The organism is Paenibacillus sp. YSY-4.3, from assembly GCF_054767475.1.
Genome location: NZ_BAABMC010000001.1, coordinates 1,226,524 through 1,240,749, shown reverse-complemented (window position 1 = coordinate 1,240,749; position 14,226 = coordinate 1,226,524). Strand labels below are relative to the sequence as shown.

At 47.7% G+C, this 14,226-nt stretch carries 10 protein-coding genes; 1 reads left to right on the top strand and 9 read right to left on the bottom strand.

Going from position 1 to position 14,226, the window contains the following annotated elements; genetic code table 11:
* Positions 1–8 precede the first annotated feature (8 nt).
* The 5 genes from ACYUJT_RS05795 to ACYUJT_RS05775 form a co-directional block, all read right to left on the bottom strand.
* A complete protein-coding gene (locus ACYUJT_RS05795) occupies positions 9–1,523 on the bottom strand; it encodes an ABC transporter substrate-binding protein (RefSeq protein ID WP_460319450.1) in 1,515 nt (504 codons plus the stop codon).
* Between the two features lie 109 nt (positions 1,524–1,632).
* Positions 1,633–2,580: a carbohydrate ABC transporter permease gene (locus ACYUJT_RS05790; RefSeq protein ID WP_460319449.1), complete on the bottom strand. Its 948-nt coding sequence runs from the start codon at positions 2,578–2,580 to the stop codon at positions 1,633–1,635.
* A gap of 18 nt (positions 2,581–2,598) precedes the next feature.
* Positions 2,599–3,528, bottom strand: a complete 930-nt coding sequence (locus tag ACYUJT_RS05785; RefSeq protein WP_460319447.1) for an ABC transporter permease — start codon at positions 3,526–3,528, stop codon at positions 2,599–2,601.
* A gap of 340 nt (positions 3,529–3,868) precedes the next feature.
* Positions 3,869–5,413 carry a response regulator gene (locus tag ACYUJT_RS05780; protein WP_460319446.1) on the bottom strand — a complete coding sequence of 515 codons (1,545 nt, stop codon included), beginning with the start codon at positions 5,411–5,413 and terminating at the stop codon, positions 3,869–3,871.
* Positions 5,414–5,415: 2 nt separating this feature from the next.
* Entirely contained in the window at positions 5,416–7,245 is a 1,830-nt protein-coding gene (locus tag ACYUJT_RS05775) for a sensor histidine kinase (protein WP_460319445.1), read from the bottom strand.
* 246 nt (positions 7,246–7,491) lie between these two features.
* On the opposite strand from ACYUJT_RS05775, the gene ACYUJT_RS05770 reads away from it, so the two are divergent.
* Positions 7,492–10,629 (top strand): alpha-mannosidase, encoded by a 3,138-nt coding sequence (locus ACYUJT_RS05770; protein ID WP_460319444.1) that lies wholly within the window; start codon positions 7,492–7,494, stop codon positions 10,627–10,629.
* Between the two features lie 62 nt (positions 10,630–10,691).
* Here ACYUJT_RS05770 and ACYUJT_RS05765 read toward each other — a convergent pair whose 3' ends face one another.
* The 4 genes from ACYUJT_RS05765 to ACYUJT_RS05750 are packed head-to-tail and all read right to left on the bottom strand — an operon-like array spanning position 10,692 to position 14,142.
* Positions 10,692–11,621 carry a hypothetical protein gene (locus ACYUJT_RS05765; RefSeq protein WP_460319443.1) on the bottom strand — a complete coding sequence of 310 codons (930 nt, stop codon included), beginning with the start codon at positions 11,619–11,621 and terminating at the stop codon, positions 10,692–10,694.
* 56 nt (positions 11,622–11,677) lie between these two features.
* A complete protein-coding gene (locus ACYUJT_RS05760) occupies positions 11,678–12,253 on the bottom strand; it encodes a hypothetical protein (RefSeq protein ID WP_460319442.1) in 576 nt (191 codons plus the stop codon).
* Positions 12,250–13,188, bottom strand: a complete 939-nt coding sequence (locus ACYUJT_RS05755) for a hypothetical protein (protein WP_460319441.1) — start codon at positions 13,186–13,188, stop codon at positions 12,250–12,252. Before ACYUJT_RS05755 ends, ACYUJT_RS05760 begins: the two co-directional genes overlap by 4 nt.
* On the bottom strand, positions 13,189–14,142 hold the full coding sequence (locus tag ACYUJT_RS05750; RefSeq protein ID WP_460319440.1) for a Gfo/Idh/MocA family protein: 954 nt from the start codon (positions 14,140–14,142) through the stop codon (positions 13,189–13,191).
* Positions 14,143–14,226: the final 84 nt, after the last annotated feature.

The window sequence follows — 14,226 nt, the reverse complement described above, 5'->3', positions numbered from 1 at the left end:
CCAACGATTTACTGATTGCTCGCCTTCCATTCATCGAACTGCTTTTGCGCTTCTGCAATGACTTTATCGATCCCTGCATCCTTGAATTTCTGTTTTGCTTTCGGCAAATACGTTTCCGGATCAACCGAACCGGTATAGAGTGGAGGAATGAATTCCTTCGCCACGTTTGTAATGGCCGCAACCTCCGTTTTTACTGGACCCGTATCAAAGTTAAATCCGAAGGTAGGCGCTACGATCGCGGACGAATTGAATTTCTCAAAAGCATCCCATTTATCCTCTGGCTCGCCTTCATGCAGGTAAGTCAAGAACATATTGCCGAGTGCAAATCCAGGCATGGCGTAATTTTCTTGCATCGCCGGCAAATCTTCAATATATGGTCCTTCCAGCTTTGTATAATGCGTTCCTTCGAGTCCGTATTGAATCATATTGCGCAATTCAGCATCTGTGTTGAGCAGATTAAGAAACATCATCGCCCGCTCCGGATTTTTGGAATACGACGAAATCGCCATCATGGAACCAGCAGCAGAGCTCGTGTAGATGACCGGATCATGCATCGGGCGAGTCACGATATCGTAGCCTGCATTTCTTGACCAGCCAAGATCAGCGTAAGGCTGGGTAATCTCGCGGTCTACTAGCCATTTTCCAGTCTTGAAGTTATCAATGCCATCTAATGTAGCGATATCTTCGCGTACGTAACCTGCTTTATAGTATTGGCGCATCGTGGTTAGCGCGGCTTCCAATTCTGGAGACTCCAGCACATTCACAAATTTGAAATCCTCGGTGCCAATGTACATCCCAATCGGAATTTCGTCACCCAGTTGATAGTCAAATGGCATGTAAGGCTTGAAGTTTTTCGGTACAGCTAGAGGAGTAATATCCGCTGGTTCGTTGTCCTTGATCGTTTTCAGCAGCGGCTCCAAATCCTCAAGCGTCGTAACGTTGGATATGTCAAGATTGTATTTGTCCACATATTCCTTATTGAAGCGCCATACGAATTGCTGCGCCAATTCCTTGTTTGCAGGAATGCCATAGTTGACTCCGTTTACTTTTGTACCTTCAAGGAAACGTGGATCGAGCTGTTCTTTAATTCCTTCTCCATACTGATCAAGCAAATCGTTCAGAGGCATAAACGCTCCTTTGGCGGCATTCGGCAGGTAATCAAATGCCCAAGAGCTGGTGAAAGCGATATCATAATTTTCGCCGGAGCTGGTGATGACCTGCATTCGCTGGCTGTAATCGCCCCAATCGATCATGTTAATGTCGATGGTCGCATTGATTTTCTCGGTTAAGTACTCATTGATTTTGTCCTGAACCTTAGGCAGATCCTTCTGCATAGGGCCAATCAGGTACAGCTTCAGCTTCACCGGATCAAGCTTGGAAACATCAACCGTTCCATCGCTTTGTACTGCCTCTTCTTCTTTGGATGAACCAGCGCTCCCTTTAGAGGCGCCGCATCCGGTCAAGACAACGGACAACATTAGTAGTAAAGCAAGAGACATTAGTAAGAATCTTTTCTTGAACATGTTCCTTCCCCCTGTGTCACATAGTAGTTAAGCTATATTGAACCACTTACACAACCGGTTTGTCATACTGTGCTTCCTCAAACCGAGTGTAGCTGGCTGCAACCTGGATTTAACCTTTCACAGAGCCCACCGTTAATCCCTGCACAAAGTATCTTTGGAAGAACGGATAAGCCATGACAATCGGCGCTGTCGCCAGAACGACCATAGCCATTCTTACCGTTTCGGTCGGCAGGCTGGCGGCCACATCATAAGAGCCAATATTTTGTGCGTTCTTCGTCAGAAAGTCCATGTTCTTCTCGATTTGCATCAGCATGAACTGCAGCGGTGGTGTCTTCTGTGGATTGTTATAGTACAGCAAGGCATTGAACCAATCATTCCAATATCCTAGCGAGCTGAACAAGCCGATCGTCGCTATGCCCGGCAGCGATACCGGGAGCACGATTTTGGCGAACGTGAGAAACTCGCCGGCCCCGTCTATTTTTGCAGATTCGATAATTTCATCGGGTACCGTCGTTTGAAAAAAGGTGCGCATGACGATAATGAAAAACGCACTCATCGATAAGGGAAAAATCAGCGACCAGATCGTATTTTGCAAATGCAAAAACTGGGTCATTACGATGTAGCCTGGCACCATTCCGCCCGAGAACAGCATGGTGAAAAATGCTAGAAAGCTGAAAAATCCTCGAAATTCAAAGCTTCGCCGGGATAACGCATAAGCGTATGTAGTCACCAGAATCAAGCTTAGCAGCGTGCCCAGCACCGTTACTATCAAGGTCACTCCGAAGGAGGAGATCAGTTCACTGCCCGACCGGAAAATATATTCGTAGGCTGCGATGCTGAATTGACTCGGAAATAAGCTGAAGCCCTGTTGCACCAAGGTCTGCTCGTCAGTCAAGGAAATCATGATAACGAACAGAAACGGAAATATGCATGAGAAAGTAAACAAGCCGATAATGATGTTGAAAATAACATTCCATACTGGAGATATGGCGTTGTAATCCCGCTTCTTCTTAACCTTTCCCGGTTGCGGGGCGGCTTGAGTTGATAACTGTGTCATATAAAGCACCTCCGCTGTCTAGAAGATCGCATGATCTCTTTCGATTTTTCGAACAATATAGTTAGCGATCAAAATCAATACAAGTCCTACCATCGATTGATATAATCCCGCTGCCGTGCTCATCCCAACGTCTCCCATGTTGATCAACCCGCGATATACAAAGGTGTCGATAACATTCGTAACCGGATAGAGCGCACCCGAGTCCTTCGGAAGCTGATAGAACAATCCGAAATCCGAACGGAAGATCCCGCCGATCGCCAAAATGGTCAATATGATCATCAGTGGTTTAAGCTGCGGAATCGTAATATAGCGGATCTGCTTCCACTTGCTGGCCCCGTCAATGACAGCCGCTTCATAATAAGACTTGTCGATCCCTGTAATGGCGGCCAGGTAAATGACACTGTTATAGCCAACTCCTTTCCAGATGCCGACAAATAAAATGATGAACGGCCAATACTTCGGCTCTGAATACCAACTAATCCGCTCCCCGCCGAAAAAGGTAATGATCTGGTTTACCGTCCCTTTATCCATGCTAAGGAAGGTAAACGCGAAATAACTGATGATGACCCAGGACAGAAAATGCGGCAGGAACATGCCGGTTTGATATATTTTGGCCATCCGCTTGTTGACCAGCTCACTCAGCAGAATCGCAAAGCTCACAGCGATCACGAGTCCCAAGATGATCAGAGCCAAGTTGTACAGAATGGTGTTGCGCGTAATGATGAAAGCATCATTGGTCGTAAATAAATACTCAAAATTTTTGAACCAGACCCATTCACTATTGAACACACTGGCGAAAAATCCACCCCGGCTAATGCGGAAATCCTTAAACGCAAGTACTGTACCGAACATAGGCAAATAGGCAAAAATCAAAAACCAGACCGTCCCTGGCAGTATCATAATCAGCAATGCCCGGTTGCGAATAACTTTTTTGATAAACGCCGACATGATCAACCCCCCTTATGCCTGTTACTTACAAGCTCATTATCGTGTTTATCGATCCCCTATGATCATCAACACGGCAGCGGGTACTCCGCTTCTTACGCTTGCCCTTAACTACTTTTATTGTGCCAAGTAAGCGCTGCCAGCCACAAGTTGAAAAATACTAGAAAGTCATGGACAAATTAAAGAAATCTGTCTTGATTAGATTTGATTGAAACAAATGGCTCCCAAAGGCGGACGTAAACTCCCTACGATTCGTTATTCTTATTCCAGGGAGGAGCAGTGCAAGAAAGAAAAAGGCTGCCCTCAAAGCCGGTGGGCAGCCTATCTCAGTTCAATTTTGCGCTTATTTGGCATACATTGTTCTTAATTCCGTAGGTGATACGCCAGCATATTTTTTAAACTGCCGGTAAAAATAGGAGCTGTCGATATAGCCGACATTTACGGCGATTTCTGCTGTTTTCTGTTCGGTATGAAGCAGCAGTTGCGTCGCTTTCTCAATCCGATACTGGTTCACATAATCCGAGAAGCTGGAGCCGACTTCCTGCTGAAAAAGCTGTCCCAGATAGTTCGGATGCAGTTGGAGCCGCTGACTTAACGTCTTCAGGGAGAGCTCCTCTGAATAATGATGCTGGACCTGCTCAATCAGGAATGAGACATGCGTACTGTAGCCCGTATCACTTTGCCGCTGCAGCTCCAAGCTTCGTTCAATCGTCGCCCACACATGCTGCTGAAGCCCTTGCAGCGTACTGATTATGTGGAGCGGTGCAAACACCTCGCTATAATCAGGATTTTTCTCCATATCTTTCACGGTAAGCATAAGTTGAATAGCGATATTGATGTACGGCGCTCGGTACACCACCTGCTCATCCCCCGCGCTGCACAACAGAGATTCAATATACGCCTGCAGGGCGGGCTCATTCCCTTCAATGAGCAGCTTGTTCATCTGCTCCTGATTCAGCGGCTTCTGGGGTATTTCGATATCCGTCTGACCCTCAGCAAGCGAATAGAATATGCCGCCCTCTCGAGCTATGATGCTCCGGCCCAGGTATCCCTTCGCGGCCCGGTAGCCCTCCTGAACTTCTTTAAAATTATTCGTATGGCCCCAGGAACACCATAGGCGGATCATGGTCATGCCATGCAAGCGCTGCATAGCTGCCGTAATGCTGTCTTGAACAGCGGCATTATGCACATCATGCGACGCGAACAGGACGACGATATCATCATCCACATCGGGAAAACAAATAACCTCATGGCCTTCACCAAGCGTCTGCGCAGCGATTTGGCTAAATTCATCTGCTAGTCCAGTTAAACGATATAGCTGGGAAATCGGTTTATCTTCCGAAATTAGGCGAAGAATAGCGACATGATAAAATGAATAGTTCAGCGGTATGCCAAGCAGCTCGGCTCTCTGCCTAAACTCATGACTCTCAATTTCCCCGTTAACCCATCTTTGCAGCACATTGCTGCGCAGCACTTTCCAATCCTCCTCCGAGCGGAACATCTTCAGTTCCTCCCGCTCCCAATCACCGCGAATATGCTTGATCGTAGATTCCAATTCGTCAATATTGATCGGCTTTAGCAAATAGTTTTGAATACCTAGCGTAATTCCCACCTTCACATATTCAAATTCCTCATATCCGCTGAGCACAATAAATTTGGTTCGCGGATGCATTTCCTTTACTTTTTTGATAAGCTCAAGCCCGTTCATTCTAGGCATCATAATGTCCGTGATGAGCAAATCGACCGGTTCTTCCTTCAGCTTCTCCAGCGCCTGCTCGCCATCATTGGCCGAGCCTGCGATTTTCAATTGATACTGACTCCACTCTATGATCGAGGTCAAGCCTTGAGCAATGAGGGGTTCATCATCTACAAAAAACACTTTTCGCATGCCTATTCCCCCTTCCGGATCATCGGAATTTCAAGCTGAACTTCCGTTCCCCGTCCCTCAGTACTTTTCACTGTCAACCCGTAGCTTTCTCCGTAATTCATAATGATTCTTTCATGTACATTCATCAGGCCAATCGAGCTGTGATCCTTGTCTGGCGGTTGCTGCGCCCTTGCCAGTGTCCGGCGGATCTCAGCCAATTTCTCCGGACTGATCCCCGAACCGTTATCCGAGACGATGATATGTATTCGATCCTCTGCCCGATAGGCACGAACCGTGATGATGTTATCAAACTCCAAGGAACGGAATCCATGAACGATATAGTTCTCCACGATCGGCTGAACCAGCAGCTTAATGATGCTGAAGCCTGCGATAGACGTCTCAACCTCAATATTGACTTCCAGCCGGCCTTCATAACGGATACGGAATAAGTCCAAGTAGTTCGCGCACATATCAATTTCTTCTTCGATCGTGATGATCGTGCTTTTCTTCACCATGTTTTTGAACATGACCGATAGACTGTAAATCATCTGACCTACGTCCTTTGCGCCCATGTAATACGCCTTCATCCGTATGGATTCCAGCGTGTTGTATAAAAAATGTGGATTAATTTGCGATTGTAAAGCGACCAGCTCGGCGTTCTTTTGCTTGATTTCAGACGTGTACATTTTATCGATGTACTGTTCCAGCCGATCCCCCATATCGTTAAACCGCTGGGAAATTTGCTGCAGCTCGTCTTCGCCCGGCATTTGAATTCGCGTAGATAAATCCCCTTCCCCGATGCGGTTCATCGAGCGGAGAATCCGCTGAATTTTTTTGGAAAATTGGCGAATAATCGTTGACGTAATTGCAAAGCTGGCCGTAATAAATAATATCGTTACGACAATCAAGCCATTTCTTAAACTTTCTATATTTTGCTGGATCGATGATTTGGATACGATGCCTACGACGAACAATCCGGCGTTCCCGATATTTAATACATTTACCTTCGACAGCTCATCCAGTTCGGTCCAATCCCCTGTATTCTCCAGCTCCGAACGATAGGGATAAGTTTGTCCAAAATATGTTTCCTCCGAATCGTATAGGACGGTTCCCTCGGAGGTCAGGACCAGGATCCGCCCGTTGATGACCGGGGCTCTGCTCTGCAGCCAGGAGGAAATTTGCCTGGCATCAAATTCGACATTCAGCATCCCCACTTTTTCAAGCGTCCACGGATCCTGCAGCTCTCTAGAATAAGAGTATAGCTGGGAATCTTCCTTACCCGCCGATGTGAATTGTTCGGTATACGGCATCGTGTCCCATGCATGCAGCCTGCGATGAGCAATCCATTCGCTCCAATCGCTACTGGAGCCAGTTTCCCCGTTGAGCTGCTGCTTTTCGCGGCTGATATAGAGGTAAAAGTTTTTGGGATAGCTGTAAATCGATACGCTTTCCGCTCCCGGCTCCTGTTCCAAATAAGCTTTAAGCAATGTGTTGAAGGAACGCAAGCTTTGCTCCCCGGTTTTGGAGAACAGATTAAGCCGATACCCGAGGTAGCTCTCATACTTATGATTTAAAAAATAAATTAATTCATCGCTTAACGTCGCATCCCCGTATATTTGCTGGATGACGTTCTGCACGCTGTCATGCTGCCGGCTCAAATAAATGCTCAACACATGCGCTGTTTTCAGATTCGCATCGGTCTGCTCCCTGATCATCCGCTGGGTTTGGTACTGATACACCAGGATTGCCGCGACCGCAAACAATACGATCATCACCGTCGAATAGAGCAAAATAATCTTGTTGAACATTTTCCGCTTCAGGTGATTCAGGTAAAAACGGCGTAACTTCGACATTCGGAACACATCCTGTTCTCATGTGGTCATTTACGCGATTCAGTGTAACATCGGCTTAGTTATTGGGCAAATTATTTTGTCTATCTGTTTTTGCATTTGAAAAAAAAGCCGGGTCTGCTTATAATGGACGTTGATCCCCTAGATCACCGCGACACTTAACCTTGAGCATGGGTCAATCACCATGCGCAATATCAAGGTTCTTCTTATACACTTGCCCCCACAATACTACAAGGGGGTAACTTTCCTATGTTTTTGACAGAGCACAAACTCCAATCGCGCCTTCATGAATTGTCAGGCTATCGCTACCGCGATGCCATATCCATCCCGTCTTTTCTCAGTTTAGAAGATCATCGCAAAGAGATTAATCCCGCACTGCCAGGGGTCGACGACTCCTGGTCTGTCATGAACGTCGGCGATACCTGGAGCGGCCGCGATTTGTACTTATGGTTGTCTGCGGATGTGGAAATTCCATCGGTCTGGGCTGGTAAAAAAACGCTTGGACGTTTTGATTTCGGCGAAACCGGTGCTGGCAACAACTCCGGGTTCGAATCACTCTTTTATTTGCATGGCAAGCCGTATCAAGGCGTCGATTCCAATCATATGGAAGTATTCTTCAATGCGGATTTATCCGGAAGCAAGCAGCATCTGCTATTCCGTTTATGGTCGGGGTTAGAGGGCGGAGGACCGCGGAAAAATCAAACGCATGGCGTTCGTCTTGCCGAAATTTGCTGGCTGGATGAGATTGCCGACGATTATTACTACACCCTGAAGGCAGTCACGGAAACTGTGAAAGTGCTGGATGAGAATATGTCCGAACGCGCGCAATTGCTGAAATCCGCTGACAAATCTCTGACTTTTATCGACTGGAGCGAACCGGGCTCGGAAATGTTCTATCAGTCGGTTTACGAGGCGCGCGACTATCTCTCGGAAGCGATTAACCGGATGGAGAAAACCTCACCAGTGGAAATTACTTGTATCGGACATACACATATCGATGTGGCCTGGCTATGGCAGCTCAAGCACACCCGTGAGAAATCGGCCCGCTCCTTTTCTACGGTGATGCGCTTGATGGAGATGTTCCCGGAATATATTTTCCTGCAAACACAACCTCAGTTGTACGAGTATGTCAAGAATGACTACCCTGAGCTTTATGAAAAAATTAAAGACCGGGTGGCCGAAGGCCGCTGGGAAGCCGGGGGCGGCATGTGGCTGGAAGCAGACTGCAACTTGACCTCGGGAGAGTCGCTAGTTCGACAGTTGCTGGTCGGTACTAGATTTCTGAAGCAAGAATTCGATGTCGATTGCGATTACTTGTGGCTGCCGGATGTGTTTGGCTATAGCTGGTCCCTGCCGCAAATTTTACAAAAGTCTGGCATTCGGACGTTCATGACGACGAAAATCAGCTGGAATCAATATAATCGGATGCCGCACGACACTTTCCATTGGCGCGGAATCGACGGTACGGAGGTGCTGACTCACTTCATCACGACGACTGAGCCGTGGTCGCAGCCGGGATCGTGGTTCTACACTTACAATGGGCAGATCATCCCGAAGACCGTTAAAGGAAGCTGGGACGCCTATCGCGACAAAGAGATGAATCAGAAGCTGCTTCTGTCGTATGGCTATGGCGACGGCGGCGGCGGTGTGAACCGTGAAATGCTGGAAATGCGCCGCAGACTGGATCGGATTCCGGGAATGCCGAAGCTGAAAACAGGCAGAGCCGATGATTTTTTCCGGGAATTGAATAAGACGGTTGAGCAAACCGACAGCTATGTGCATACATGGGATGGCGAGCTGTATTTGGAATACCATCGCGGCACATATACGAGCCAAGCGTACAACAAACGAATGAACCGGAAGCTGGAACTGCTGTATCGTGATGCGGAGTGGCTGAGTGTCATGAACAGTGTATTGAGCAAGGATTGGGAGCTGTACAGCGGCCAGGCGCTGAATGATGGCTGGAAAATCATTCTGCGCAATCAATTTCACGACATCATTCCCGGTTCATCGATCCGTGAAGTGTACGAAGACAGCACGATTGAATATGCGGACGCCGAGCAAATCGGGCGAGGTGTATGGCATAAAGCTGAGCATGGTATAACCAGTGAAAAGAATCATGCATACACCGTATGGAATTCCTCCCCCTGGGCTTGGAGCGGGCTCGTTGAAATTCCGGTGACTGAGGGATTGGAGCAAGGCGTCTGGCAGGATTATGAAGGACGATCCCTTGCTGCACAGCGTTCACAGGACACCTGGGTTATCATGGTAGAGGATATCCCTTCGCTTGGACACACAACGATCCATTTCCATAGCGCTTTGCCTGCTTCTGAACAACGGAGCCCTTTCATCCTGAAAGATAACGGGGTTGTCACGCCATACTATGAGCTTGCATGGAATGAGCATGGACAGTTGACCTCTATTTTCGATCTGGAGGAACAGCGCGAGGTTCTGGCGAGCGGTGCACGCGGCAACGTGTTCCAACTGTTTGAAGACAAACCACTGGCACATGAAGCTTGGGATATTGATATTTTCTATCAACAGAAGTCCAAGGAATTGAATGATTTGCAAGGCGTCGAGGTCATCGAGTCAGGCGCGCTGCGCACCGTCATTCGCTTCAACTGGAAATATGGCAAATCAACACTGAAGCAGGACATGGTTATGTACAGTGACAACCGCCGCATTGACTTCGTAACGGAAGCGGATTGGCATGAGCGTCAGCAATTGCTTAAGGTTGCTTTTCCTGTAAACGTACGCTCGACCGAAGCGACCTATGATATCCAATACGGAAATGTGAAGCGTCCGACCCACTGGAACACAAGCTGGGATATGGCCCGTTTTGAAACCGTTGGCCATCAATGGGCGGACCTGTCCGATAGAGGGTATGGCGTAAGTCTTATGAATGATTGCAAATACGGCTACGATATTAAGGACAACGTACTGCGGCTATCGCTGATTAAATGCGCCATTCATCCGGATATTGAAGCGGACCAAGGACATCATCGCTTCACCTACTCCTTGTTCCCGCATCAGGGCGACTGGCTGCACGGTGATACCGTACGCCATGCCTGGGACCTGAATAACCCGCTTCGCTATACGGAAGGCTCCGCGGATGCTCCGGCAAGATCATTGTTCAAGCTGTCCAGCAGTACGGCAATGATCTCCGCGGTAAAAAAATCGGAGGATCGCAATACCGTAATTGTCCGGGTTCATGATTTCTCCGGCAGCCGAAATGCACTGACGCTCGAAAGCGATCTTACGCTCGCAGCATGGAGAATATGCAACCTGATGGAGCAACCGGAGGGCGAATGGCAGCATCAGTCCAGCATCAATTTTGTTCTTGAACCTTATGAGATCACTACTTTTGAAATTGATTTGCAGGCCTAGGCACTAGCCAATAATTAAAGGACCGCGTATCGCTTCTGTTGCGATCGCGGTCCTATATATAGCTACATATATTGCTCAACGGTCTGGACATATTTCCGCCGCAAGGAAGTAAGCTCTGTCTCGACTCTGCGCTGCAATACAGCTAGATCCGACAGTATTCTGCTTACCTCCGATTGCTTGCTCTCCACTTGTCTCAACATTTCGCTAATTTTCCCTTGAACGATCCAATCCATAATGAAGCCGTCAAAAAAATAATCCGAGAACTTGAGAAATCCGCCGATTTCGATATGGACCGGCATTTGCTCTCCTACATCCCGCAGCTCTTTCTCGAAATGCCGAAGGCTGTTCTGGGCATGGTACAAATCATTCATCGCCTCATCCAGACGACTATGCTTGATATGCGTCGAGATCATGCCGCCGCCAAGCATATCATAGGTACCCCAATTTTTGGCCGATCGCAGCTTGTCAACGGCGTTATCCAGATCGTGCGCGACCGAGCGCCCCGCCCGCAGTGCTTCTTCCAATTCCTTGTTCTGTACGCTTAGGGCCGCCTGTTCTTCCGCCAAAGTCCGCAGCTCTTCATTGTCCTGCAGCACTTGCCGCTCCTTAGCCCCAAACACTTGATCATAATCCAGCCTCCAGAATTTAACTTCCGCCAGCTGCTTTTCGGAAGCGGCGATTTGCTGTTCCGTATGCTGTACTGCCCGATCCGCTTCATCATATTTCAGCTTGGCTTCGAGCACCTCGCGCTGCTCCTGATCCAGTTTCTCCATCTTGCTGCCGAGAACCGTGTACAGCAAATTGGACAAGGACAAGCCGGTTAGCTGCCTGACGTCCTTCTCCTCCGCAGCGAGTCTCCGGCTAGCCTCCTCTCTCGCACGCTTCAATACGGCGAGCTCTTCCTTCAACTGCTGATGGCGCTTCTCCCACTTCTCTTTTTTCCGCCCCTTCTCTTTCAGTTCGGCTAAACGTTCATTCATCTCCTCAAACATGCCGCATCCTCTCCTCCCTAGTGTAAATGTGGCCGGATATACTGCCAATTGCGCTTTCAAATTGAAATATCAAGCGGTTCTTGCAGTTCCCTCCCTGCCTGGCGAACAAGCAAAATGACGAGCAGCATGCTGATCAGCCCGCCGAGCATTGTCAGCAGAAGCAATACGGATAAGCCGGATGCTGAAGTATTCAACAAGAAAGGAATCGTAACCAGGGTAGCTGCAGAACAGACAAAATAAATAGTCCAACTCCTGGCGGCTGAACTCGCCATTTCCTTCATCCCTCGATGTTCCGCAAGCTTCCCTGTACCTCTGCATATCGAATAAATGAGGAGCATTTGCAGTAGAGTTTCAAAAAGCATAAACAACATGCCAATTATGGAAGTCTCGAGATTATTAGAGAACAACTGCAAGTCATTCGTCTGAAACAAGCGGCCAATGGATAGAATTGCAAGAACACTTGCCGCCCACTTCCCTGCTGCATAAGCCCGCTCCCATCGCTGCAGTCCCATCAAACCGGATAAAATCATGGCGTAACCTACAACGTCAGGCAGAATATCAAAGCTACCAATGCGGATGTTGATCATGACGAACACTATCCCCCAGCCGATCCGGTAAAAATACGGCTTCATTTCTCTTGCCTCCTTGCTTTGACAATGTCCTTGACATCACTCTCTTTCAAATATGGGTCATACTGAATATATACGGGATAGTCATACTTGGCTCCGCTCTCATCCTCAAAATCCAAATGGATCATAAAACGATAAACCGCCAGCTTCAGGGCAGGGGCTGTCTTCGCTGAGTGGTCAAACTTATAAATGGCAGAGACAGATTGACCCGCTGTCATAGACAAGGGGAATTTAATATTTTGAAAAGGAACTCCTGTATACACGTAATCATTAAAAACAACCTCAACCTTTTCTTGCCCGTAACGGCCCTCTAATGCTGTGCTATTCAAAGCAGCCTGCAGCCAGCCGGATAATGAATCCAGATAGCGGGATTGTACCCCTATCAGCTTGATAGGGTGTAATATTTGAAAGCTGGTGTACCCCAACTGCTCAGACGAAGACCCGCTTGAACTGCTGGATACAGGTCTATCAGGTTCACTGGATTCATCTGCAACACTGTGGTCAGGAATAACATGGATTTCACCAACATCCACTTCCTCCAGCGACCCGTCACTGTAATAAACAAGAACCCGTTGAATCGTGATAGAATCATCTTCGTCATTAGATTGGCTATTGCGATCTAATTCCTCTAAATCCGCTTCACTAAATTGTACTCGTGCTGTCCCCATGCTCTGATGGTTGTATTGTATTTGATCTGGAAAGATTGTCACGCTCGACATGGGAAGCTCTTTAATATAAAGACCGTTTACCCGCCGATCCGCCGCTTTATTCTCCAAATATTTGAGCTCAAACATTTGGCCGAGGGCCCCTTGCACTTCGAAATAATGCTTTAAAAAGACTGGTTCCGGCAGCTGGGAAGCATTGTAAAACAGAAGATTGCCGACCCAGCTTCCAGTTATCAAAATAAATACAATAACGGTTGCGATTCGTTTCATCACCTAGTTGCCCGCCGCCTGACTATGTCCATGACCATGCCAAATGTCAGCACCATGCTCCTCAGCATGTCTAACGACTAATTCACAGAGCCGATGGGTTTCAAGCGCATCACGCGGGGACAGCCCCAGCTCCGAATTGCTGCGTACACTATCCAGGAAATGACCGATGATCTGGTGGAAGCCTCTACGGTAAAGCACCGGATCCCAGTCGTTAAATTTGATCAGCTGCTCTTTCCCTGCATGAAAATGCCTTGTTGTATTTAAACCGTCAATAAACCATTTATTCCCCGGACTCATCACTTCCAGCGTCTCTTCGGATATTCCATTATCCCGATTCATAATAGCCGTGCTTGTAAAACCGTCACCCTCCAGCTGCAGAGTAACATGGTACAGCTTCCCATTCTGCTGATAAGTTGTGATTTTGGTGTCCTTAATTTCCCCCGGCGCCAAAAAGCGAACCGTATCAACTACATGAATGAAATCATCCAAAACGAAACGGCGGGCAAAATCGGGAGAGGTCACGCGATTTTTTTGCATAATAACAAGACGCCGCTCGTCATATTCCTTCATGGCCGCATACATCGGGGCATATCTCCGGTTGAATCCGACCATCAGTTGAACTCCCTTAGATTCGGCCAGCTCTACCAATCTGGCAGATTCCTCGTAACAGTACGAAATAGGTTTGTCTACATATACATGGATGCCATGCCCAATCAAAAGCTCAATGATCTCGGCATGCGATTCCGTCGCTGTATGTATAAACGCTGCATCTACCCCGGCAGCGATCAATTGCTCAGGTCGATTAGCCGTTTCGCGAATGCGATATTGATTTGCTGTTTTGCGGAGAACCTCTGAATTGCGGGTACACAATACAAGTTCTATATTTTCGATGGCCGTTATGACCGGTAAATACGCTTTGCGCGCAATGTCTCCAAGACCGATAATGCCTATGCGCATATGGGTTCCTCCTAAATGGTTATTGTAATAACGCTTACCATGTAGTACGCATTTTTCCTTATAAAGTTACACCAAAAAGGCACC